20 protein-coding genes and 1 pseudogene are annotated in these 23,197 nt (G+C 40.9%); 13 read left to right on the forward strand and 8 right to left on the reverse strand.

The window, feature by feature from the left end:
- Positions 1 to 13: 13 nt before the first annotated feature.
- The 4 genes from tatB (at position 14) to JMW64_RS12575 (ending at position 4,441) form a co-directional block, all read left to right on the forward strand.
- Positions 14 to 709 carry a Sec-independent protein translocase protein TatB gene (gene tatB / locus JMW64_RS12560; RefSeq protein WP_201554956.1) on the forward strand — a complete coding sequence of 232 codons (696 nt, stop codon included), beginning with the start codon at positions 14 to 16 and terminating at the stop codon, positions 707 to 709.
- Positions 709 to 1,593 (forward strand): twin-arginine translocase subunit TatC, encoded by an 885-nt coding sequence (gene tatC, locus JMW64_RS12565; RefSeq protein ID WP_201554957.1) that lies wholly within the window; start codon positions 709 to 711, stop codon positions 1,591 to 1,593. Before tatB ends, tatC begins: the two co-directional genes overlap by 1 nt.
- A 218-nt stretch (positions 1,594 to 1,811) precedes the next feature.
- Entirely contained in the window at positions 1,812 to 3,311 is a 1,500-nt protein-coding gene (locus tag JMW64_RS12570) for a UvrD-helicase domain-containing protein (protein WP_055125342.1), read from the forward strand.
- Positions 3,312 to 3,415: 104 nt separating this feature from the next.
- Complete coding sequence (locus tag JMW64_RS12575) at positions 3,416 to 4,441, forward strand: tRNA dihydrouridine synthase (protein ID WP_201554958.1); 1,026 nt, start codon at positions 3,416 to 3,418, stop codon at positions 4,439 to 4,441.
- 74 nt (positions 4,442 to 4,515) lie between these two features.
- Here JMW64_RS12575 and JMW64_RS12580 read toward each other — a convergent pair whose 3' ends face one another.
- Both JMW64_RS12580 and JMW64_RS12585 read right to left on the reverse strand, forming a co-directional pair.
- Complete coding sequence (locus JMW64_RS12580) at positions 4,516 to 4,941, reverse strand: MAPEG family protein (RefSeq protein WP_198332641.1); 426 nt, start codon at positions 4,939 to 4,941, stop codon at positions 4,516 to 4,518.
- Between the two features lie 14 nt (positions 4,942 to 4,955).
- The gene (locus JMW64_RS12585) at positions 4,956 to 5,369 is read right to left on the reverse strand and encodes an OsmC family protein (protein WP_201554959.1); all 414 of its coding nucleotides are present in this window, start codon (positions 5,367 to 5,369) and stop codon (positions 4,956 to 4,958) included.
- Positions 5,370 to 5,888: 519 nt separating this feature from the next.
- On the opposite strand from JMW64_RS12585, the gene JMW64_RS12590 reads away from it, so the two are divergent.
- Positions 5,889 to 6,410 (forward strand): RNA pyrophosphohydrolase, encoded by a 522-nt coding sequence (locus JMW64_RS12590; RefSeq protein WP_045452438.1) that lies wholly within the window; start codon positions 5,889 to 5,891, stop codon positions 6,408 to 6,410.
- Positions 6,411 to 6,506: 96 nt separating this feature from the next.
- On the opposite strand, the gene JMW64_RS12595 is transcribed toward JMW64_RS12590, so the two are convergent.
- The 3 genes from JMW64_RS12595 to JMW64_RS12605 form a co-directional block, all read right to left on the reverse strand.
- On the reverse strand, positions 6,507 to 7,601 hold the full coding sequence (locus JMW64_RS12595; RefSeq protein WP_201554960.1) for an NAD(P)-dependent alcohol dehydrogenase: 1,095 nt from the start codon (positions 7,599 to 7,601) through the stop codon (positions 6,507 to 6,509).
- 231 nt (positions 7,602 to 7,832) lie between these two features.
- Positions 7,833 to 8,717 (reverse strand): NRDE family protein, encoded by an 885-nt coding sequence (locus JMW64_RS12600; RefSeq protein ID WP_201554961.1) that lies wholly within the window; start codon positions 8,715 to 8,717, stop codon positions 7,833 to 7,835.
- Positions 8,718 to 8,813: 96 nt separating this feature from the next.
- Positions 8,814 to 10,445, reverse strand: coding sequence for a DUF4139 domain-containing protein (locus JMW64_RS12605; protein WP_227694221.1), 1,632 nt, complete (start codon positions 10,443 to 10,445; stop codon positions 8,814 to 8,816).
- Positions 10,446 to 10,722: 277 nt separating this feature from the next.
- Here JMW64_RS12605 and lgt point away from each other — a divergent pair, with 277 nt between their 5' ends.
- From lgt to JMW64_RS12635, 6 genes and pseudogenes are all read left to right on the forward strand, one after another.
- The gene (gene lgt / locus JMW64_RS12610; protein WP_087813630.1) at positions 10,723 to 11,607 is read left to right on the forward strand and encodes a prolipoprotein diacylglyceryl transferase; all 885 of its coding nucleotides are present in this window, start codon (positions 10,723 to 10,725) and stop codon (positions 11,605 to 11,607) included.
- A gap of 74 nt (positions 11,608 to 11,681) precedes the next feature.
- Positions 11,682 to 12,332, forward strand: a pseudogene (thyA, locus tag JMW64_RS12615) (thymidylate synthase); the annotation flags it as partial.
- Positions 12,333 to 12,386: 54 nt separating this feature from the next.
- Positions 12,387 to 13,622, forward strand: a complete 1,236-nt coding sequence (locus JMW64_RS12620) for a tyrosine-type recombinase/integrase (RefSeq protein ID WP_193837066.1) — start codon at positions 12,387 to 12,389, stop codon at positions 13,620 to 13,622.
- On the forward strand, positions 13,619 to 16,072 hold the full coding sequence (locus JMW64_RS12625) for a tyrosine-type recombinase/integrase (RefSeq protein WP_201554964.1): 2,454 nt from the start codon (positions 13,619 to 13,621) through the stop codon (positions 16,070 to 16,072). Before JMW64_RS12620 ends, JMW64_RS12625 begins: the two co-directional genes overlap by 4 nt.
- Positions 16,072 to 18,180 carry a site-specific integrase gene (locus JMW64_RS12630; protein ID WP_201554966.1) on the forward strand — a complete coding sequence of 703 codons (2,109 nt, stop codon included), beginning with the start codon at positions 16,072 to 16,074 and terminating at the stop codon, positions 18,178 to 18,180. The genes JMW64_RS12625 and JMW64_RS12630 overlap by 1 nt, the downstream gene beginning before the upstream one ends.
- Positions 18,177 to 18,689 carry a hypothetical protein gene (locus JMW64_RS12635; RefSeq protein ID WP_193007325.1) on the forward strand — a complete coding sequence of 171 codons (513 nt, stop codon included), beginning with the start codon at positions 18,177 to 18,179 and terminating at the stop codon, positions 18,687 to 18,689. The genes JMW64_RS12630 and JMW64_RS12635 overlap by 4 nt, the downstream gene beginning before the upstream one ends.
- A gap of 170 nt (positions 18,690 to 18,859) precedes the next feature.
- Here the strand turns inward: JMW64_RS12635 and JMW64_RS12640 are convergent, their stop codons facing one another.
- On the reverse strand, positions 18,860 to 19,711 hold the full coding sequence (locus JMW64_RS12640; RefSeq protein ID WP_193007324.1) for a thymidylate synthase: 852 nt from the start codon (positions 19,709 to 19,711) through the stop codon (positions 18,860 to 18,862).
- 300 nt (positions 19,712 to 20,011) lie between these two features.
- Between JMW64_RS12640 and JMW64_RS12645 the strand changes: the two genes are divergently transcribed.
- The gene (locus JMW64_RS12645; RefSeq protein WP_144296423.1) at positions 20,012 to 20,602 is read left to right on the forward strand and encodes a recombinase family protein; all 591 of its coding nucleotides are present in this window, start codon (positions 20,012 to 20,014) and stop codon (positions 20,600 to 20,602) included.
- Between the two features lie 253 nt (positions 20,603 to 20,855).
- Here JMW64_RS12645 and JMW64_RS12650 read toward each other — a convergent pair whose 3' ends face one another.
- On the reverse strand, positions 20,856 to 21,719 hold the full coding sequence (locus tag JMW64_RS12650) for a DMT family transporter (RefSeq protein ID WP_193007322.1): 864 nt from the start codon (positions 21,717 to 21,719) through the stop codon (positions 20,856 to 20,858).
- A gap of 147 nt (positions 21,720 to 21,866) precedes the next feature.
- On the opposite strand from JMW64_RS12650, the gene JMW64_RS12655 reads away from it, so the two are divergent.
- Complete coding sequence (locus JMW64_RS12655; protein WP_025650898.1) at positions 21,867 to 22,757, forward strand: LysR substrate-binding domain-containing protein; 891 nt, start codon at positions 21,867 to 21,869, stop codon at positions 22,755 to 22,757.
- A gap of 154 nt (positions 22,758 to 22,911) precedes the next feature.
- Here JMW64_RS12655 and JMW64_RS12660 read toward each other — a convergent pair whose 3' ends face one another.
- The gene (locus tag JMW64_RS12660; RefSeq protein ID WP_227677380.1) at positions 22,912 to 23,157 is read right to left on the reverse strand and encodes a transposase; all 246 of its coding nucleotides are present in this window, start codon (positions 23,155 to 23,157) and stop codon (positions 22,912 to 22,914) included.
- Positions 23,158 to 23,197: the final 40 nt, after the last annotated feature.

Below are 23,197 nucleotides of genomic sequence, written 5' to 3' on the forward strand. Positions count from 1 at the left end.
ACATCGGAACATTATGTTTGATATCGGCTTTTCTGAACTACTCCTTTTTGGTGTTATCGCCCTAATCGTTTTGGGCCCAGAAAAACTGCCACAGGCAGCGCGTACCGCTGGGCAGTGGTATGCCAAAATTCGCCGCACGGTATCCACCCTGCAATCTGAAATCGAAGCTGAGCTTGATTTGGCAGAGACCCGCCAGCTTATGCAAAAAGAGTTGGCCAAAATTCGCCAGACTGAAGCAGATATGAGGCGTGAGATGGCGGAGATGCGCGGCAGTATGCAAGAGTTTGAATCCTCGCAAAACCAGCATTTAAAAGCATCGCGTGATCCAGGCGATGACAGTACGCCTAGACAAAATAGTCAAGCCAGTAGTGAGAATGATGATAATCGACCAGTGCAGCCAAAAGCGTTTGACTACGCCTATGACAGTAACAGACAGGCTGAGAAACCAGAAAGCCCTGAGCAGTCATCGGCACAAGGCGATAATGATAGTCTAAAAACTCACTGCAGTGATAACGCCAATCCAGTGTCTCAAACCATCACAACTAGACCGTGGGAAAATATGTGGTTTCGTCTTGGAGCTTATGATAAAGCGCGTCGTTTGCCGCAACCGCCCTACTTACCAAATTATAAAGCCGATATCTTACTAAATAGCCATATAGACAGTCTTTTACCTAAACAGGCTTCTGTTAATGAGCAGGAGAGTCATTAGTGGGCTTATTTAAACGTAAAAAAAGCCGTCAAGAAAAAGTCGCGGATTCAGATATCGAGACCTCAACAGCTACCATTGATGGTAATATCGACAGCAATACTGAGGACTCTGGCGATATCTTAAGCTCACTTGGCGATATGCCGATTACCGAGCATTTGATTGAGCTGCGTAGTCATTTGATTAAGATATGTGTTGCCGTACTGGTAATATTCTTGGCCTTGGTCGGATTTTCACGCGAGCTTTATGATTTTTTGTCCAACCCATTGGTTGCCCAGTTGCCTGCCAACGCAACGATGATCGCGACGGATATCACTTCCAACTTTATGGCACCGATACGCCTGACTGTTTTTGTCGCTGCATTTTTTGCAATGCCCTACATTTTGTATCAAATCTGGTCGTTTGTCGCACCCGGTTTATATAAAAAAGAGAAAAAAATCGCCATTCCCGTTTTAATGTCCTCTATATTTTTATTTTATGCGGGTGTGGCTTTCTCTTATTTTATTGTACTCAAAGGCGTTCTCAAATTCTTTATTATGTTCGCGCCGCAGAACGTCTTGCCGATGACCGACATCGACAGTTATTTAAGTTTTGCACTCAAACTCTTTATGGTATTTGGTTTAACCTTTGAGATTCCAGTCGTCACCTTGCTATTGATATTGACGGGCGTCGTCTCCATTCAGAGCTTAGAAGATAAACGCCGTTATATTATTGTCGGCTGTTTCGCCGTTGCTGCGGTCGTGACACCGCCTGATGGGGTGTCGATGTTGATGCTCGCCATTCCGATGTGGTTGTTGTTTGAGCTAGGAGTATTTTTAGCGAAAGTATTAATTAAAGAAGAGCACAGTCCTACTTTAGCAAGCGATACAGGGTTAAATAAAGAATAACATCACTTGTCAGATACTTATTCCAAAAACAGCCAACGCGCTAATCTGTTACTATAACCTGCTTATTTCTACCTTTATTTTCTATGAGTTTTTGTATTATTGTCATATGCGCTTGCAAGCATTTTGCAAGTGCACATGATGAGTCAGCCATTGTCTATGCAGTGGCTTTTTTTACCCCCGTCATTTTTGATCCGTTTTACTCTTTTAGGTAATTTTTTATGTCCGCATCTATGCCAGCTTATATGAGCGATCCCACTGATGAGCAGCTGAGCGCGCTCAACATGGCGATGGATCACAAGTCATTTAAAGTGGTGGCTTATGCGGGTGCTGGTAAGACGACGACCTTAAAACTGATTGGAGAGCGTTTACGTGGACGCGGCTTATACTTAGCCTTTAACAAAACCATTGCTAATGATGCTCGCTCAAAGTTTCCACCGCATGTGGAATGTCGCACCTTTCATTCGCTTGCTTATCGGCATGTCGCCCGTGATATCACTGCTAAGCTGTCGTTACCGCGTTTTTCACCCAAACGTCTGGGTGATGATTTGGGTTTGCAGCCCGTGCAAGTACGTCGGCAAATGGATGGTATAAACAAATACATTACCCTCACTCCAGCCCGACTATCGCGTTTTGTCAGTGATGCCGTCAGCAATTTTTGTAGTACGCATGCCAGTTATCCTGCACCTAGACATATATTGTTTCCCAGCTGGCTCGATGATTCTGACGCAGAGCAGCTGCGTGAAATGCTCTACCCTGCTGTTGAGCAGCGCTGGTTACAGTCAATTGATGCACGCCATCCTGCTGGTATCGGGCATGATATTTATCTTAAATTGTGGGCATTATCGAAGCCTAGTATTCCCGCTGATTTTATTTTGTTTGATGAAGCCCAAGATGCCGATCCCTTGATGATGGGAATTTTGACCCAGCAGCCACGGCAGGTCATTTATGTGGGTGATGCTCATCAGCAGATTTATGAATGGCGCGGCGCAGTCAATGCGATGAAAAAACTACCCTTACCACAAACCTTATTGACCCAGTCGTTTCGTTTTGGCGAACCGATTGCTGAGATTGCCAATACTTTGCTCAAAGCATTGCAAGAAGACGTCCCGTTAAAAGGCAATCCTAATAAGCAGTCTTCTACTGATAAGGGTATGGTACATAGTAAAAAAGATGCCATCCTTTGCCGCACTAATGCCGCCGCAATGTCGCAATTATTAACTGGTTTAAAATTAGGTCATAGGGTAGCGCTACAAGCCGATACTGATCGTATGCTTAAATTTTGTCAGGCAGCTGAAAATTTAAAGAATGGTAAATCGGCGTATGGCGTACCCGAACTGGCATATTTTTATAATTGGGGCGATGTGCAAGAGTATTCTGAAACCAATGAAGGCAGTGATCTAAAAACACTGGTGAAACTCGTCGATGATCATGGCACCAATGTCCTGAGCCAAGCGGTCAATAGTCTCACCAGTATCGAAAATGCTGACTATGTTATCTCCACTGCCCACAAAGCGAAAGGGCTCGAATGGGGAAAGGTACAGCTGGACGATGATTTCTATTATGATGTGACCACCAATGCAGTCAAGATCAGCCCTGAAGAGTTGCGTTTGCTCTACGTCGCTTGCACACGTGCCCAGAGCAATTTGGACATCCATAATATTAAAGACTTGATATCTGGTTTGCAGACAGGTAAAAAAGTGATTTTTGGTAATACTTAATTTTTCTCAGTTAGTCACTCTCTGTATTTGCCACTCTAAACCTCTAGCCTACCTGTCTTTATGGCAATCCTTTAATAGCACCCTTTTAGCAGTGAACAACAAGCATGAATACTAATCAGCAACTTCAAATACGTCAAAATACCATCCGTCAGTTATTCGCCAATCCCGTCCGCCTGCTCGCTCCAATGGAAGGCTTGACTGATCCATTAATGCGACAAATTCTCACGCAAATTGCATCGGACTTGGGTCGCCCTTATGATTGGTCGGTTAGCGAATTTATCCGTGTGACTCAGCACGTATTGCCTGCGCATGTATTTTATAAATACGTTCCAGAACTGCGTCATGATGCTAAAACTGCCTCTGGCACGCCTATTCATGTCCAGTTGCTCGGTAGTGAAGCGCAACTCATGGCAGAAAATGCTGCTTATGCTGCCGCGCTTGGTGCACCGGCGATTGATATCAACTTTGGTTGCCCTGCCAAGACTGTCAATAGCCACCGTGGTGGTTCCGTATTGTTGGATGAGCCCGAAACCATGTATCAGATTATCAGCGCGGTGCGGCAAGCTGTTCCCGTTCATATTCCAGTATCAGCCAAAATTCGTTTAGGTTATACCGATACCAGCCGCATGGATGATATTAAAGCTGCGATTAGCGACAGTGGTACTGATTGGCTGACCATTCATGCGCGGACCAAAACTCAAGGCTATAAGCCGCCAGCCTATTGGAACAAGATTCAAAGTTTTAATGGGCTAGATATTCCAGTCATTGCCAATGGCGAGATATGGAATACAGAGCACGCGCAAAACTGTATGACTCAAGCTGGTACAGAACATTTGATGTTAGGTCGCGGCGCGGTTACTCGTCCAGATTTGGTTGCTCGTGTGGATTGCGGTTCAGATGATGCCATGCTAAGTGCGGCAACGTTGTCATGGGAAGCAATGGTCACCCATCAGATAAGATTTTTGGAAGGTCAGGCTAAAACTGAAGTTATCTTGGTTGGTCGTTACAAGCAGTGGTTAGCAATGCTCATCAAAGGCTATAGCGAAGCAAAAGTTTTATGGGACAGTATTAAAAGAGAAAAAAATAAAGCAGCTATCATTAGTGCACTGCAAGCCAGTGTGCGCCAATAATAGCTGCTTTTATCTTAAAGCCAATCTGTTTTAAAACAGAATTATCTTAAAGCCAATCTGTCTAACGAATAAGATTAAATACTCACTCTAATCGCTAAATAGAATAACATCAAACAACAGGCAATCGATAACACCCAAAGTATGGAGCGAAACGTCGCCAAATTAGTAATATAAGCCACGCAAAAACCGATACGAATCAGTACGTACAACCACGCCAGTATATTGATAATCGATTGTGGTACGAAAAACAGCATTGCCGTCAGTACTGCTGCCAAAAATATTGGCAACGTCTCATAGCTGTTTTGCTGGGCCGCGTTAGCACGTGCGGCCGCGCCCGTCGTACCTTGTAAAAAATCACGTGGATGGGCATTGTCAGCCAAATTAAAGCCGCCAATAGCTTTCGCTGTCAATGCCATGGCAAGCGGTAGTAAACTTGCTGCGACCATCGCCCAAATTGCGGACGCTGCGGTATCAGAGACTAATTCCAGAAGTGCATTCATTAGTATACTTGCCCCTACCCTGAAATCACTTCGAAATCATGGGTGACGTTCACCCCACCTTGTACCAACATTCTACTGGCCGAGCAGTATTTTTCTGCGGACAGTTTTATTGCCTTCTCTACTTGGCTTTCTTTGACATCTTGACCTGTCACCACAAAATGCATATGAATGTCAGTATAGACAGCTGGTACAGTTTCAGCACGCTGAGCGGTCAGCTCACAACGCACGTCTGTCACCTCTTGGCGCGATTTTTGTAAAATCGCTACCACATCGTAGCTAGCACAACCACCAAGCCCCAATAGAATCAGCTCCATCGGACTTGCGCCTTTTTCTTTATCTGCATCGATCTGTACATTATGCCCTGATGGTGACACACCCATAAATGCTTTGTTTTCTTGCCACGTTACACTTGCTTTTGACTCTGACATCTTGACCATTCCTTATTTTAATTAGCTCGTTGCCCGATTTTTATTTTCTGGCAATATGTTTTACTTGGCTAGTGTAGCATAAGCCAATGGCACATTTTATCGAGCCCTTATCATCCAAAATCATTATCATTATGAATAGCTCACCTATTTGTCTTTTGCAGCCTTATTTTTAATTAAACCTTTTTACTAAAATTTTCTTAGCAGTGAATTAACATTCATATAGCGCCTACTGTTTATTATTCAAACCTATCGTCTTATAGTTCGAACCTATCTTTGTAGTAAGATTCCCCAAGAAACATTACAAAAGTTTAATCTTAACTGGTTGATTTTAAACAGTTAAGCTCGTGAAACATTTTATAGCAAAATACTGTTACACATTTTGCTTGTTTCTTGGTTTAATAACGGTAATGAATCTTATTTTGACCTAATATCGACAACCATCACCTTATAATAATTATGATTGCTGTCACGGTTCTAGCTCAAAATAAGCTATTTTAAATAAATTAAAAAGGTTTAATCATGATAGATGCAGACGGCTTTCGCGCCAATGTCGGCATCATCTTGGCAAATACACAAGGGCAGGTTCTGTGGGCAAAACGTATTGGTCACAACGCTTGGCAGTTCCCACAAGGCGGTATCGACCGTGGGGAGACGCCGATGGATGCGATGTATCGCGAGCTCTGGGAAGAGGTCGGCCTGCATCCGCGTCATGTAGACTTATTGGCAGTGACGCAAGATTGGTTGCGCTATCGTCTGCCAAAACGCTATGTGCGGCATGGACAGCACCCTTTATGTATTGGGCAAAAACAGAAATGGTTTTTGCTACGCTTAGATGAGACGAACACTCAACATATCCGCTTTGATGAGGGCAAACCAGAATTTGATCATTGGCAATGGGTCAGTTACTGGTATCCACTTGGACAAGTGATTCATTTTAAACGAGGCGTTTATCGCCGTGCCTTGCAAGAGCTAGTGCCTGAGCTACCTCTAAGACAAGAGCTGATTATTCCTGAACAAGACAATCACTTGTTGATAGGATGAACTGACATTTTGATTAAAAGTAACACGTAATAGAAGAGCCTGTATCCTTTAGATGCAGGCTCTTCTATTATATAGGGATTATATCTTGCGGAATAATTATGGCTTGATAGCAATTTTTAGTACGCCGTCACGCTGATGCATGAACAAGTCATAGGCCTCTACAATATCATCCAAGGCATAGGTATGCGTCACCATCTCTGATAAATCCACTCGACCAGACTCGATGACATTCATCAATCGGCGCATACGCTCTTTACCTCCTGGGCAGAGAGCCGTTCTTATCGTATGATCGCCAAGACCAGAAGCGAAATGAGCCATTGGAATGACTAAATCTTCAGAATACACACCCAAGCTTGAGAGTGTACCGCCTGGTTTTAATATTTTGAGACATTGCTCAAACGTAGACTGTAAACCTAGCGCCTCGATACTGCTATCCACCCCACGACCACCAGTGATTTTCATGATCTCATCAACCACGTCAACTTCTGTGAAGTTTAGAGTAATGTCTGCTCCCAGTTTCTTTGCCATGGCCAAACGTTCATTATTGCCATCGACAGCGATAATCATCGAGGCGCCCTTAATTTTTGCACCAGCAGTCGCGCACAAGCCAATAGGTCCTTGTGCAAAGATAGCAACCACATCACCAATCTGAATATTGGCGTTTTCTGCGCCTTTGAAGCCTGTCGACATAATGTCAGGACACATCAACACTTGCTCATCCGTCAGTCCATCTGGCACTGGACATAGATTGGCCTGCGCATCTGGCACTAGCACATACTCTGCTTGCGTGCCATCAATGTGATTACCAAAACGCCAGCCGCCTGTGGCTTTATAACCGTGACAAGAACATCTACCATCTGCATCAAGATAACCACCATCTTGTGAAGGGAAACCATCTTGACTGGCATAGGAGGTAAACGTTGGGCAAATGGCGCCAGCAATGACTCGCTGCCCTTCTTCATAGCCCATGACTGCGCTACCTAGCTTTTCAATGATACCTACTGGCTCGTGACCAATGGTTAAGCCTTTTGCAACGGCATACTCACCTTTAAAGATGTGAATGTCAGTACCACAAATGGTCGTGGTCGTAATTTTTATCAAGGCATCATTAGGGCCTACATCAGGGATTTTTTTATCTACAATTTCGATTTTACCTGGTTCAATAAATATCAGTGACTTCATCATGCTCATTTCACACTCCTTGTTTTATAAACATTTACTCAACTGGTATGAACTTTAGTGACATCTATATTTATCTTACGCCATATACGTAGTAATTTAAAGTGAAATCCATTCTTTAATAAAGGGATTGGTGATTTTCTCTTGTTCGATATTAAAACTGTAGTATCAAACTTCTCATGAAAATTGTACGTGAGCCTCATTAAGAGTAGATGAAAAAGCTAATAGATTAAAACCTATAGGCTACTTATGACTATCATGCTGACATTCTTTATAATTATCATGCTGACACTCTCGGCTTACTAATCTAGCAATCTCATCCACTGCTGAATCTGCCAACTGAGAATGAAATTTCAGGGTTAAAATGCTTTGGGTACGTGTGGCATAAGTGGGCAAATTATTTTGCGTATGATTAAAAGTGACAGGCTCTATATAAATAGAAGACAGAATCTGCTCAATCTCAACAGCCACTCCAGTCTCCGGCAGCTTATTCACTGGCGCTTGCGTATTATCAGACAATACCGCAAAGGCAGCTTCTTGCCAGTACTCAGGTTCACTATTCTCAGCGATTAGTGGCAATACTTCTTGGCGCAGCCTGCCTCGCAGTTTTTCAGTTTTAAACCAGCTGTCCTCAGGCTGACCATTGGAAATGACATGCAGTCCTGCATATAGTGGCATAGGAGCATGACCACGGTTATTGACAATAACGGCTTGCTCACTATCACCAATAATGAGATTGAACCCAGCATAGTTTTGCAAACTAATCTGCCGTGCAAACTCCATCGGGCTGATATCACTGGTTAAGAAATCCGTGACTAGCGCCCCGCGTGAGCACTCATCAGAGCTTGCCTGCACGCCATCGCGAAAATTCAATACCGCAGCCCAACGTCCGTTTTGCTGATAATACTCTTGAGGCGCTTGATGACCGTCCTGATGATTGGCTTGATGGGGCTGTTGATGAATACCCAGCCAAGTACCGCCACTTTGTACATCGCGTCCTGCAAAAATAGGCTTATCTTCCCATTGATGTAGCAGCTCTGTCGGACGCTGCAAAAATTCATCGCGATTGGACAATAACACCAAAGGCAGCTCATCAAAGAGTTGCCAAGCAATGGCGACAATACACATAAGACTCCTAATTTTACTAAAAATATACTTAATAACATGTCATTGCTTAGCGAACAGCCAAGCTTGATTTAAGTTTAAACTTAGTTCACTGACAAATTAGTTTACTGATAAGTTTTTGCTAGCAGGATAACTAATCTGAGAGGTCGACTGGATGACTTTCGATTGTTTGCTTGGTAAATCAAACTCCCACGCAACCATGCCTTTATTGTCATTCCAGTCACGCTCAGTCACTGGCGGTGTATGAGTGACGGTTACTTTAAGACTATCGTCGCGACTAACTGGCTCACTGCCCAATACTTGTAAATGCATAGATCGGTTGTGCTGATTGGTAAATTGATAAGCTTGTGTTTTAGTCAAGGTTTGCGTGCGATTAAACGCGCCTTTATCACCCTGCTTATCTTCATCAGCTATCTGCTTTACGATGGTATTAGGGTCAATACCAAAACCGATACCTTGCTCTTTGAGCGCTTGATAATTATAGCGCGCCTGCCCGACATAATTATCATCACGGTATAATTGTAGCGAACCATCTACCCAAGCTGGTGTCAAGAACGGTGCGGATGCATACCAATAGCCAGCTGCCTCCACGCTCGGCGTACTACGAATCCATAGCTTGCTACTGCCCGACTGCTCATCAATGACTGTCCGTACGCGCCTGCCATCGCTTGGAATACTAATACGCTGCGGCAAACGGTATTCGGTAATGCCGTTTTTATTCTGACTGCTAACGGTAAAGCTTGGCAGCGGCGCCATGTTAGGTGTCGAGGCACCGCCATAGCTGTCTCTTGCAGTTACCACAACAGGCATATTTTCCGCCATAGGTGGTACAGATATAGTCTGGTTTTCTCTATCTTCTTCATATAAAGAAAAACGCTCAACTCGTGGCAATTGGCTGGTCGTGTTTTGATTGGGATTGACAGAGCTTAGCATCAAAGGGACATTGAGCCAGTTTTCTCCTGTCTGCTGAGCAATAACTGCAGAGGCAATGATATTTAATTGCTTGGTTTCAGTATTCAGCCTTGCTTGATACGTTGGCTCCCAACCCGCGCCGCGTACTTGATAGTGCAGTTTCACACTGCTTGGTACTCGACTGGCAGTACGTACACTCACTTGAGTCACACTATTTTGAGTGGAAGTCGCGCTGCCCGCCATTAGTTGGTTGAGCGCATCTTGTGCACGGGCTTGGCGCTGCTGAATTTCTAGTATGCGTTTATTGATACTGACCGCTTGGGTTTCCAGATCGCGCGCATTATTGGCAAGCGTGCCATCTGTACTGATTTGCGTGACCTTGGTTAAATTCTGCAAGTAAGCTTTAGCTAAGCGTGCCGCTTCTAACTCAGCATTGATAACTGCCAAATTATCTTGCTGTGTCTGCACTCTCGCCTCACCTTGATACTGACACTGCGCTGCTTGCTCATCGCTTAAAGTCTCGATACTGACTTCACCAATATTGATGCCTTTTGCTGCTTGTACGCTCACACTGTCTTTATCGATATAAGGGGACAAACAAGAAAAAACCAGTGTCTGCTCACCGCTACCATTGATTGGTAACGCACGAGTCACGCTAGCTAAGCCCTGATAAATGGTCACTTGCTCAATACTACTGTTCGCTGCCTGAGCAGGAGTCAAAGCTAAAGCCGCTAAGCTAAATAAACCCAGTGGCGTCAACTGTTTTTTAGAGGGTAAAAATTTAGGTAATATTGCTACTTTTGATAACTTAGCTTGCATAATCATTCCTTAAAAATACGGTTAATCCATTAATACGGTGCATTAGCGCAAGCGCGCAGTATCTAACGCTTCATTAAATATAATGATGCAATATTTATGATGGCATTTATATTCAGCAACTTTTTTATATCTTAGCGGTTTTCTGGCTTTCTTTCTAGATGTTACCCGTAGCAGATAAGTTGTTACCATGAGATGAGCCTCACCGTAATTTGGTATGCCTCACTGGCTATTTTTGCTATTATGAGCAGCATTCTATTACCAAATTTATGATGCCCTTATGATGATACATCCTCAGTACGATCCTGTAGCGCTGTCTTTGGGTCCAGTAGAAGTGCACTGGTATGGCCTAATGTATTTATTAGCATTTGCCGCCGCCTTTGGTCTGGCTTGGTATCGCAGTACCAAACGTGACAATTGGAACACTGACATGGTGTCCGACTTGGTATTTTTTGGCGCACTTGGCGTCATTTTGGGCGGTCGTGTCGGCTATGTATTGTTTTATCAATTCGGTGAATTTTTACAAAACCCCGCTTACCTTTTCAAAGTCTGGGAAGGTGGTATGTCTTTCCATGGCGGCATGATTGGTGTCTTACTGGGCATGTTATATTTTGCCCGTAAGTATAAAAAGACTCCGTTTCAAGTACTGGACTTTATCGTTCCTTGCGTGCCAACGGGCTTGTTATTTGGTCGTATTGGCAATTATATCAATGGCGAGCTATGGGGCCGCGTCTCTAACGGTGGCTACAACTGGCTTACCTACTTCCCGCAAGCGGCTGCTACTGATATGCAGCAATTGCAAACCAACCCTGAGCTGCAAGAGTTGATGCTTGAAGTAAATGGGCAGTATTTGCTACCTCGCCACCCCTCACAGCTGTATGAGGCACTTGCCGAAGGGTTATTATTATTCCTATTCCTATGGTGGTATTCATCAAAACCGCGCCCACGTATGGCAGCATCGGCAGTATTTTTATTGGGCTATGGCATCAGCCGCTTCATCATTGAGTTTTTCCGCCAACCCGATGCGGACCAAGGATTTGTATTACTAGGCTGGATGACCAAAGGGCAGATACTCAGCGCTCCCATGATTATTATTGGTTTCATCATGCTGGTATACGCTTACAAACGCGGTATCTATGACTGGGGTAAGCAGTCGGCTTATTAAGCACTAATTCACATCAAGTAGCCTGTTAAAAAACAATACAACTATGCGTTTTAATAGCGTAGAAGAGCAATTTTATGACCATGAGTAACTCCATTATTAGTAACAACAAGCAGTGTAAAAATGAGCAAGCCTATCTAGATTTGCTGCATCTTGTCCTCACTGAAGGCACTGAAAAAGGCGATCGTACTGGCACTGGTACGCTGAGCCACTTTGGCGCGCAGCTCCGTTTTAATTTAGACGACGGTTTTCCATTATTAACCACCAAAAAAGTCCACTTTAAATCTATCGTCTATGAGCTATTTTGGTTTTTAAGTGGCAGTACGCATGTTGATTATCTACAAGCCAATGGCGTACGTATTTGGAATGAGTGGTCAACGGCTGAACAGACGGCACGCTTTAATCGCCCTGCTGGTGATTTAGGCCCTGTCTATGGTCATCAGTGGCGCAATTATGGCGCAAGCCAGCGTGAAGATGGGAGCTACAATAACGATGGTGTCGATCAAATCACCCAAGTCATTGAACAAATAAAAACCAATCCCAATTCAAGACGTTTGATTGTGTCTGGTTGGAATCCCGGTGAAGCAGATCAAGTTGCGCTGCCGCCTTGTCATACGCTATTTCAGTTCTTTGTGGCGGATAATAAACTGTCATGCCAGCTCTATCAGCGTTCAGCAGATTTATTCCTATTATACCCCCATAACAATAATGCACAGTATGGAGTACTGGATCGTATATAATGCAATACATAATTCAGTCTATGTATTGAGATAGTGGGTATTATGGATATTAAAGTTTGTTCTGATGTAGAGCTAGATTTATCACAGTCTTGTTTACTTAATGAGATTCCAAACTTAACATCGAACAAAACTATAAAAGTGAATGGTGTTGGAGTATTTGACGATGATGGCAAGATCCTTCCTATTATTTCTGAGTATTTATCGTATCAATCCAAACATCAAATAATTTCTTATAAGTCAGCAGTTACTTATGGTAGAAACCTAAGCTACTTCTTAAGTTATATTCGTAGTCGTCCAGATTATGATGACAGTGAATCTGATGAAGTATTTATTACAGTTCCAAAATACGTAATTCAAGAATACCTGACATTTTTAATTCGTGAAGATGATAAGAGCTCATCTACTGTTAGAAGTCGAGATGAGACAATACATGCTTTCATTGAATATCTTTGTAGCCCTACAGAAGACCGTGATAAGCTTAGACAAGATAATCCATATAGCGATGGCTTGCTATCAAAACCACCAAAGCGAACACCCATTAGTTCTTGCACACTTGATGACCTTTTTATATTGATTAAGTTTACTGATTCAGAACGAGAAAGAGCTTTACTCCAGTTTCTATACGACTCTGGCTTACGTCGTTCAGAACTACCTAGAGTTACTCTTCAAGACTTTAAAGATATTAACAATTTCAATTCTGAAAAGTTTATTTCCTGCGATAATGATCAGCCTATCCATGCTGATTATGCGCCTTTAAAAGTCAAAGGAAGTAAGGGCCGTGGTAATCAAATTAAGCCACGCTGGACTCTGCTGAGCTTAGCAACTATCAAACGTGTGCAGAAATATCACGCATCTCCTCTGTATAAAAAACACGCCCGTAAATATGTAGACCCGTCTGAAACCCCAGCATTTTTTAATGCTAAAGGTACTCCCTATACGCCTAGTGCGATCAACAAATTGCTTGAACGTATAAGTGAACGTGCAATAAAGAAAGGTTGCCTTGATCGAAGCATCTCTCCTCACAAGTTAAGGCACGGTAATGCTTATGCAATATTGCAGTCAAATGATTTAGGTGCCGATTACTTAGATCGGCTTGTTATTGTGCAGAAAAACTTAGGACATAACCATCTCCATACTACACAGATATATACAAGCATTCCCCAAGATATCTATAACAGCATGTGTGACGAGAACGGTGACTTACTAACTAGAGCCGAGAAGATGAGGCGCTTGTCTGAACAGACGCAATTAAGAATTGGCATTAAGGACATCAAATGAAAAACGATGGAATAACCATTGATAAGGTTTATGAGAGTTTTTCTGAGCCAGGGATTTCAGGTGCAGACTTTAAGAAAGTTGAAGAAAAGCAACCTATTAAAGACGCCAAAGCAGCTGTTATAGAATGGGTATCGAAAACAGTTGGAGATACAGAAGCACTATGGGAAATACCAATTAGTAAAGCTGATAATGCTTTAGGCTTCAGTGTAGCTGTTAATCATATTCAAAGTGCTGTAGGTGTCTCATACTCTGTTGCACAAACACATAGGGGTATTACGACTCCTTTAATTGAAAAAATGATTGAAGAAGGTATTCTAGTAATACCAAGTGAAAGCTACGAAGCGGCTGGCATCGAAAACACGAGGAAACTATTGAATTGGTACAGACAACTATCTGTAGAGGAAAAGCACACTTTACCTATTTTCGGCAATAAGATTTCGATAGGAAAAATGTCTTCAGAACAACTACCTATAAAAAAAGGATCCTTGAAATTTAATGTTGTTAAAGATGCTTGGGAATTCATTCATCAAGACCTAGAGAAACTTGGAATTATTGATGCTAATTATAAAAGCGTTGCTGAAAGAACAAGCGAAGCGAATATCAATAGAAAAAGTTCCAGTGAAAGTCAGATAGACCGTTTTAATAGACTTGCAGCAAGAAAATTAAATGCTGCTGAAGATTTTCTCGTTCCTTCAGAATTAGAACCTTTCATTCAGGTAGAGCAGCTTTTTGCTGCTCAAAGTGTGACTGTAACTTCAGATTCAGGTAAGGAAAACTATAGAAATGCCTGTAGTCAGCTTATAGAATTCTTGACTAATTATTACGGACCTGGACCGTTGAGAATCAAGGTAACTTTTGACGCGCATCTCTTGCCTAGATATCGGAAATATTTGCAGCAAAAAATAATAAAAAAAGAAACCTCAAGCCATTACGCAAATACGAATCTAAGTGCTGCACGCAACGCATTACAAAGACTAGAACAAGTGCCCGATATGGAATACAGTTTTTTTGATATAGAGGGGTTTTCTGTAAGCAGAGAAACAGACGTTAAAAAGCCATTTACTATGAACGAGCGGCTCCAAATATTAGATGCTATCGAAAAAGGATTGAGTGAATCCAGAACAGCCCTTACACCTTACAAGAAGACGGGTGTAGGTAGGAATCCTTTGGACAAGAAATGTTCGATCATAAGAGGTCTCTCGACACTAGAGAATGCGCGATGGCTCTTTGAAAATGCCTTAATGTGTAAACCAATTCATCATAATACAGCTAATTCACCTATCGAGAAGTCTTTCTTAAGAATTATTAAGAATTCAGGTACGGGTTTAATAGAGACATACAATGAATGGGGCGTTACCCCAATGATAAATATGGATACACTAACGCCTTACATTTTAAGGCTTGCTCAAATCACTGGTTTAAATGCAGACCCTTTACTTTCTCTTAATATGAATGATTACGTAGACTCCCACCCAGCAACATCACGACCTTGCCTTAGATATTGGAAAGAGCGATCTGATGGTCACAAAGAGTACCACCTTGATCTTTTTAATGCAGAACTGACATGGCTTACATCATCTCAAGCTGAGTCAATAAAAGTTATTTTTGAAGAACTGGACCAATTAACTGGTAGTTTTCGACAAGATATTAAAGATGATGCTTTTAAAGATAGATTGTTCATCTATCAGTCGGATAGTACAAAAAAGCACGGCAGAGTATCTCCAATATTAGGAAATAAAGAAAAAAATGCAAAAGCATTGGGAGCTAGTTTGTCTAGGTTTGTTGAGAAATATAATTTAAAAAATGATGCAGGAAACCCCTTAACTCTTACAATAAGTCGGTTCAGACCAACCTTTGTTAGTGAGATGCTTAGAAATGGCGTAACTGTACGTGAAATTCAGCTCATGTTGGGCCACTCCTCACTCCAAACGACTCTTGGCTATATAGATTCTCTAGATTTTAACTCCATGAGTAGAATGAAGATAAATGATGAATTAAAAGAGATACATCAAGCGACTCTGGATAAACAAGTTGAGAAGTTGCCAGAAGATATAAAGTCCAAAAACAATGATGAGTTAGTAACGAGCTTTCATACTCCATTAGCTGAGTGCAGAAATATTTTTGACCCGCCGGATTTTGTAAAAAATCTTTCATCCTACATACCTGGTACTCCATGCTCACAATATAACAAGTGCTTGAGCTGTGACAATGTCATTATTACAGCTAAAAACCTCCCTGAAATCTTTGCAATGAAGCGTGACTATACGCTTTTGACAGAGCATTCCCGTGTCATGGACACACCCTATGGGCATGTCATTTCAGAGAATTTAGAGCTGATAAAAGGCATCACAGAGCCAGAACTATCTAATTTTTCCTTAGAAGAGTTAGAAAATGGGCGGCGTTTAGCAGAATACATTGAAACGACCACACTAGTTGATGGAGTAATCTAATGGACTATGAAAAAAAGCTGAATGTATTAACAGATTTTGCAGAACATCGTTTATATGTTTTAGATGCTCTAGACCACGCTACAGTTCAAAAGAAGAAACACCTTCAAAATAATTACACAGATGACATAGAGTATGTGACGTACCTTATGGACAAACCTGTATCGAAATTATCAAAGTTTTCTGACATGTGTTGGAATTTTAATAACGACTATCCTAATGCTGCACAAAATGTCCAAGGTGCAAAGCTCCGCATTAATTTTTCAAAGCATACAGAGATCCCAATATTCGTTTTAACAGAAATGAAAGTTATATTCGAGTTGGCCTTGCTAAACAATTCGATTTTCAAACCTCAGGGAAAAGAAGGGAAAACCCGAATAAAAAAATCATTAAAAGCGAACTCGTTGATTGCAATTTTCGAAAGAGGTTTAGCATTTATTAATGAAATATTTAAACAAGCATCTCATGAGCTAGGCTATGAGTTTGTTCAGGAAAAAATCAGAACACTCTCCGATATAACACCCGAACTGTATTCCAAAGCCGCTGAAAACTATGATCGTGTAAAAGATATAGAGCTAGATAAATTTTTCAAATATCTACGCAGTCCAGCTTCGGTTCAGTATGTATTTGAAAAACCTATCGCTTATGTAGAGTTAAATAGCCTGAAATGGAAAAAACTCGCTAATACTAATAGTTCGAAAAAAGAACAAGTACTGCCAGATCTAGTATTTGAATCTCTCTCGAAAATGGCTTCTTTTATTATAGTTGACTTTTTAAGTGCTATAGGAGCTTCAGCAAAGATATCAGATCCTAACTCTTTAGAAAGATTTGATACAAGCAACCATGCATCGTGGGCAAATAAAGAAAGAGTAACCCACGAAATTTTAAATGCCTATATTGCTATTAGATTAGGAACCAAAGGTTATTCTCCGAGTTTCGTTACAAATATAGTCGAACCTTATGATTGGATGCTCAATAAAGATTCTAAGGTTATGGGTGGACTGACTTTACGTAAAGAATTGAAAAAACGTGGTTACAAGTTAGATGATCTTAGAGAATACTTTAACCTCGTATCGTATGCATGCACATATTTAGTAGGTCAGTATACAGGTATGAGACCATCTGAACTATCAGAAATAAGAGTTCAAGATTGTTCGTGCTTAGTTCAAGATGATGGCGTTTGGCTTATTGAAAGTACCGTCAAGAAACATAAAGATGAAATTAGTACAGGCTTGTTTGACGACAGATGGGTAGCTATACCGATTGTTAAAGATGCAATATTAGCAGCATCATATATTTCAAAAATTAAAGTTTCACCTTACTTAGTTTCTAATGTAGATACTGTTAAACCAGGTAGTTCCCCTAAGGCAATGGCTAGTAACGGCATTACACATCAAATGAATAGTTTTATAGGCCAACTACTAGGTAAAAGTATTGAGAATGAATTAAAATTTAACCCGTATATGCTAAGACACACATTAACATATCAATTGTTTAAGGCTGAGGTTGGGTTGCCTCTTATATCGTTTCAATTGAAACATTTTGTAGAGAGTATCTCTAAGTACACATCTGCTGGCGCCACCTCGTCAGTTACGTTAGGCTACGGTGATATAGGTGAGATGCTGTCAAAAGACGGGAACCGAAAAGGTGATACGAAATCATTGCGCCGAGCAGCTGAATTAGATGCTATTAAAACAGCCCATAATCCAAATGGTACATATTATGGTGGGAAAGCGAATGAGCATAAAAAAGGTCTGATCAAGACGTTTAGTGGATATATGGCTGAAGGCTATACGGAAGAGGAAGTGTATGAGGCAATGGTAGATCAAGGTGTTGCCATTGTCCATATGGGACAGGGGCTTTGCTATGGTGGTAGAGCAGAAGAATATGACTCAAGCCTACCATGTATTGGTTCCCTACGTTGTTACCCAGCTCGATGCAAACAAGCCGTTGTAACTATTAAACATGCCCCTAAATGGCGTGAGGTTTATACCTTAAATAAATCCAACCTCAATAAACCAGAATATTCGCACAATCGTGAGCAAATTCTAGCAGCAATGAACGAAGCCAAAATGGTCTTGGAAAATCTTGGTGAAGAGGTCGAATTATGAGTAATAGAGATTATGGCCAGAAAAATAGTAGCAGCTTTGAAGCAGTTACTTCTATTCTAAATAATGCCTTGATAGATATTGAAAATGACAAAAAATTAAAACCCACTACAGCGCAACTTTCGAAGATGACTGGTATTCATCGAAATACTATCTCAAACCGAGTTTGGCCTGTCCAAAAGCTAAATCAGATCAAAGATACTCGAAAAGCTGAAGAGAAATCGCGTAAAGAAAAAATACGAGCGAATACTACCGATGTAAAAAATGCGATTGAAGCAAAGCTCAGTCGAGCACAAAATGAGGTTATCTACTGGTTTAATGAATATCAAGATATAAAAAGGGTCGCTCAACATTCAGATAAACGGTTGCAAAACATGAGAGAATCACGAGATTATTATAAAACACTATCTGACACAGATAAGAGATCCTTATCAGAAGCTAGACAAGAAATTGAGAAATTGAGAAAAATGTTAGCTTTAGAAGATGCTAGATCGAAACAGCTTATGCACTAGTCTGTCGAAAACCACCTGTGCTATAAAAAGTATAAACTTATTCCCTTTACTTAAAAGCTAACGAGAGCTTAGCTAATAAGCATATACCGCATAAAACAAGTCACATATATTAATGCTTTATACCTAACAAAAAATCTATCATTTTTCTCAACTTTCACCTTATATTTACATCAAACTGAGAATGGATACGCAATAGATTTATGATACTGGTATCCCTCAATTTCAAAATCGTCCAATGTTACCCATGTTTCAATATCTTCGAGCGACTTAATTTCAGGGTTGATGTGAAGCTTAGGTGCTGGATACGGTTCGCGTTTTAATTGCACATCGCGCATTAACTCTAATTGGTCTTCATAAATATGTGCGTTTACAATCTTATGATAAGCTTTTCCAGCCTCATGCCCCGTAATTTGAGCCATTAAAGCTAACAAAGCAAAAACCTGGACTTGATTGAAATTTTGACCTAATGGCACATCACAGGAACGCTGGGATGAAGTTAAATAAAGCTTTTCTCCTAACAATGAAAATGTATGGGTATGCATACAAGGACGCAAACATCCCATATGAAACTCACCTGGATTATAGAAAGTTAGGATTTCACCTCGATCATCAATACCATTCCGCAAGTTATCATAAATCTTACGAAGCTGGTCAAACTCCTCTCCTACTGAATTACGCCACCTGCGTCCCTGTACACCATATACTCGGCCCATATCATCCTCACCTTTACGATAAGGATTAGCTAACCAAGCTTCATTTTCATTGGCATTGGCACTCCATGTATTGCATCCAATAGCTCGAAACTGAGCTGCGCTATCATAACCACGTAGATACCCCAATAACTCTGCGATAGCCGTTTTCCAATAGCTTTTTCGAGTAGTCACTAAAGGAAACTCATTAGCGCCTACGTTGTATTCTAAATCAGCATTAATAACAGTTAAGCAACGCTTTCCAGTCCGTTCGTTTTCGACCCATACGCCTTCATCAACTATACGTTGACATAAATCTAGATATTGTTTCATTCAATAACCTTAATTGGACTATATACTTTTCTCATGAGGTAATTTCTTATTGGCCTGTGATCACAATACATTTTACCTCGTGATTTCATTGAACATTATAAAGTTTAAAGGCTTGAATGTACAAACCTGTTAGTAAAGACTCACTGGCTCAATAACCTATCAATAGACTATACCTAAAAAATAAAACCTCTAAACGATAATATATCTATCATTAGGCTTGTTATTAATTTTAAATGATAGTAATATCTTATTATTATCAATGAACATTGGTTATTAAGTCTAAATAATATAGGTGGCGTTATGACCGTTCGTATTTATGTGAGAGCCAGCACTAAGGATCAAGACGCTAAGAGAGCCTTGTCTGACTTGATTAGCTTTAGCCAAAGCTATAACGATAACCATGTTGAGTACGTTGAGCATTTCAGTGGTACAAAGCTCGATAGGCCAGTATTAGCTAAGCTATTAAAGGACGCTGATCAAGGCGATATTCTGCTGGTTGAAAGCGTGGACAGATTAAGCAGGCTATCTCAAGATGATTTTGCAATTCTAAAGCAGCGCATCAAAGACAAGGGCTTGCGATTGGTGGTGGCCGATCTACCAACCACACATACGGTAAGTAAGGGCATGACAGGTGAGATCCTAGCAGTGATTAACCATATGCTGATCGACTTGTTAGCAACGATGGCAAAGCTTGATAACGATAAGCGTAGAGAGCGTATTAAGCAGGGGTTAGCGAATAGTGGTTATAAGCCCACAGGTAAGAAAGCCAATACAGTGAAACATAATCGTATTAGAGAGTTGGCCAGTCAAAACAATATGACGAAAGAGGAGATTGCTAAGGCGGTTGGTGTTGGGGTGGCTACGGTTTATCGGGTGTTAAAGCAGGGCTAACAGCTGAATAGTTGAGGTATTTTAAATAACAGTTTGTCTTTTTTATAGACACGATACTATTAGATACATAAGAACCAACTTGGAAGTTTTTAATCATGCAACCGACTTATTATAGTGTTTAACAAGTAATCTACAGTTTCGTCAAGCATGAACCGATGTAAACGTTAAATAACATTTTAGTCTTATTCATAACTTTTATTATTTCTTATTATTTATGGCACATCAGCTTGATTAGGTTTTAAAAGCTATTATCCTACCCAGTTTTTTGTCTAAACCTCATAGATTCAAGAGTAGCAAGCCATATCAAAGGTAGGATAATCAGCGCAGAACCTATTAACAAAGTCATATTTGGTACTTCGTTAAACCATATGATTCCGACCACCACCGCTCCTAGTAAACCTGAGTATTCCGCACTAGAGACTTTGTACGCTTCAATGTGTCGGTACACCTGTACGCATATACCCGCATAAATCAAAATAAATACATTTGAACTGGCGGCCGTAATCAATGAGCGCCAATCAAATGGCTGTCCTTCCCAAATAGCCAAACCAAGCGCGAATGGGATTCCTAATAAATTGGTCAAAAGTAGCGTTTGATAGACAGTATGATGTTGTGGAAGTTTACGAACTAACAGATTGTTTAGCGCCATGGTTACCGCCACTATAAGGGCAAACACCGCCCCTAAATTGATCTGTTTCGGTTGTACAATAACGAGGATACCAGCAAAACCTAATATAGAGGCTGCGATAGTCGGAAAATTTAATCTGTCTTTATAAAATAAAAAACCCAGTGGTAATACAAATAAAGGGGCGGCATAAAAAATAGCATTCGCAGTCGCAAGAGGCAGTGCTTGAAGAGACAGTACCATGAATATCACACCCAATAACCACACGTGACTACGAACAAAGTGCCATTTTATATTACTGAATAACTTGTTCTTTTTATTAATTAAGCAAAATGGCAACAGCATTAAAACCGCTGTGCATTGACGAAACAGGATAAATTGATATACCGCCGTCTCAGAGGGCAAGGCCTTTATCAAGGCGTCTGAGAAGACCGCAATGATATTTCCTAGTACCAATAGCGTCATGGCAAATGCAACACTCATCTTTGGCATTCTTAGCCTCCCCGCCCTATTCAGAATTCAGAAACTGTTAAAACCCCAATGGGTTCATGCTGATTTAACGATCTGTCAGGCAGTATATTCAAGTAACGGTATGATGTATAATGATATAAAACATATTTAGTATTACCTGAGGTAATAATGGATTTACCACCGCTGCGTGCAATACAGTGCTTCGAGTCCGTTGCACGGCTTAACAGCTTTTCAAAAGCAGCAGAAAGCCTCAATGTGACACAAAGTGCCGTGAGTCACCAAATACGCATCCTTGAAGAGTATCTTGGGGAAGCAATGTTTTACAGGCAAGGCCGGACCTTTTCGTTGACAGAGGTTGGTGAGCGTTATTTCACAGATGTGAGTGGCGCATTGGGTCTACTTTCAGATAGTAGTCAGATTATTAAACATGGAAAACCTGGGCATATACGCTTAGCTCTGTACAGTTCAGTCGCAGTGAATTGGTTGATTCCTCGACTAGAAGACTTCTATAGACAGTATCCAGAAATAGAACTCACTTTAGATATGGTTAATCATCCCTCTGATTATAATGAGCAAAGGGCCGATTGTTATATCACCGTCGATCCTCCTCCACATGCTTTCATCAGTAAGTTTTTATTTACTGAAACTTTATATCCTGTGTGTGGTCAAAAGCTTTGGGAGAAAATAAGAGATAAACCCCTTCCTGACGCATTGTGGCGGCATCCAATATTGTCTGTGAGATATGCAGATACAAGCGTGAATACAGCAGAGGATTGGCTGCGGTGGTGTAAGGCAGGCGGATTTGAATTGCCAAGCGATATAAAGATAAATCATTTTAGTCATGTACTACTAGCGATAGAAGCCGCAAGGTACAATCTGGGCATTACTCTTACCAATAATTATATGATGCAGGATGACGCTTATAAACAAAATATCGTTAGAATTCCAATGCACGAATTTCTAACAGGGGACCAATTTTACTTCGTTTGCAAGGAATTAAAGAATAATCAGGATGATATTATTAAATTAAGCGAATGGCTGAAATCCCAATGTAATTAAAAAAATCTTTACCTTATTTGTTATCAAAAGATCAAATTATGATTTGTTATAGGGGTTTAAAATGATGATTTAGAAAATCCCGATCAACAATTCATAAAGACTCATATCCTCAATAAATAGTCATTTATTTTATCTGATCTTAAATAAGATATAGTCAATCCAACTTAAAGTTGTAACAGCAGACATTGCTGAATAAATGATTTAGATCATTCTCACCCCAGCCCTGCCTGAGCTTTTTTACCTCAGCCCATTTGTGTTCAATAGGATTTAGATCAGGACTGTAAGGCGGTAGCCAGAGTATACGGTGACCGTGTCGGTTTAATAGCTTTTTGATACGTTTGTTCTTATGAAATCTGGCATTGTCCATGACGATGACACATTTGTGATCAAGCTTTGGAATAACGTTATATAGTTAAGTCTTTATAAAATCGATACAGCCC

Source organism: Psychrobacter immobilis (assembly GCF_904846065.1).
In the GTDB taxonomy this organism is placed as follows: domain Bacteria; phylum Pseudomonadota; class Gammaproteobacteria; order Pseudomonadales; family Moraxellaceae; genus Psychrobacter; species Psychrobacter immobilis_H.

Bases quoted from the DNA above. Each gene is read 5' to 3' on its own strand.
- tatB (WP_201554956.1), top strand. From the start codon at position 14: ATGTTTGATATCGGCTTTTCTGAACTACTCCTTTTTGGTGTTATCGCC.
- JMW64_RS12570 (WP_055125342.1), top strand. From the start codon at position 1,812: ATGTCCGCATCTATGCCAGCTTATATGAGCGATCCCACTGATGAGCAG.
- JMW64_RS12575 (WP_201554958.1), top strand. From the start codon at position 3,416: ATGAATACTAATCAGCAACTTCAAATACGTCAAAATACCATCCGTCAG.
- JMW64_RS12580 (WP_198332641.1), bottom strand. From the start codon at position 4,941: ATGAATGCACTTCTGGAATTAGTCTCTGATACCGCAGCGTCCGCAATT.
- JMW64_RS12585 (WP_201554959.1), bottom strand. From the start codon at position 5,369: ATGTCAGAGTCAAAAGCAAGTGTAACGTGGCAAGAAAACAAAGCATTT.
- JMW64_RS12590 (WP_045452438.1), top strand. From the start codon at position 5,889: ATGATAGATGCAGACGGCTTTCGCGCCAATGTCGGCATCATCTTGGCA.
- JMW64_RS12595 (WP_201554960.1), bottom strand. From the start codon at position 7,601: ATGAGCATGATGAAGTCACTGATATTTATTGAACCAGGTAAAATCGAA.
- JMW64_RS12600 (WP_201554961.1), bottom strand. From the start codon at position 8,717: ATGTGTATTGTCGCCATTGCTTGGCAACTCTTTGATGAGCTGCCTTTG.
- JMW64_RS12605 (WP_227694221.1), bottom strand. From the start codon at position 10,445: ATGCAAGCTAAGTTATCAAAAGTAGCAATATTACCTAAATTTTTACCC.
- lgt (WP_087813630.1), top strand. From the start codon at position 10,723: ATGATGATACATCCTCAGTACGATCCTGTAGCGCTGTCTTTGGGTCCA.
- JMW64_RS12620 (WP_193837066.1), top strand. From the start codon at position 12,387: ATGGATATTAAAGTTTGTTCTGATGTAGAGCTAGATTTATCACAGTCT.
- JMW64_RS12625 (WP_201554964.1), top strand. From the start codon at position 13,619: ATGAAAAACGATGGAATAACCATTGATAAGGTTTATGAGAGTTTTTCT.
- JMW64_RS12630 (WP_201554966.1), top strand. From the start codon at position 16,072: ATGGACTATGAAAAAAAGCTGAATGTATTAACAGATTTTGCAGAACAT.
- JMW64_RS12635 (WP_193007325.1), top strand. From the start codon at position 18,177: ATGAGTAATAGAGATTATGGCCAGAAAAATAGTAGCAGCTTTGAAGCA.
- JMW64_RS12640 (WP_193007324.1), bottom strand. From the start codon at position 19,711: ATGAAACAATATCTAGATTTATGTCAACGTATAGTTGATGAAGGCGTA.
- JMW64_RS12645 (WP_144296423.1), top strand. From the start codon at position 20,012: ATGACCGTTCGTATTTATGTGAGAGCCAGCACTAAGGATCAAGACGCT.
- JMW64_RS12650 (WP_193007322.1), bottom strand. From the start codon at position 21,719: ATGCCAAAGATGAGTGTTGCATTTGCCATGACGCTATTGGTACTAGGA.
- JMW64_RS12655 (WP_025650898.1), top strand. From the start codon at position 21,867: ATGGATTTACCACCGCTGCGTGCAATACAGTGCTTCGAGTCCGTTGCA.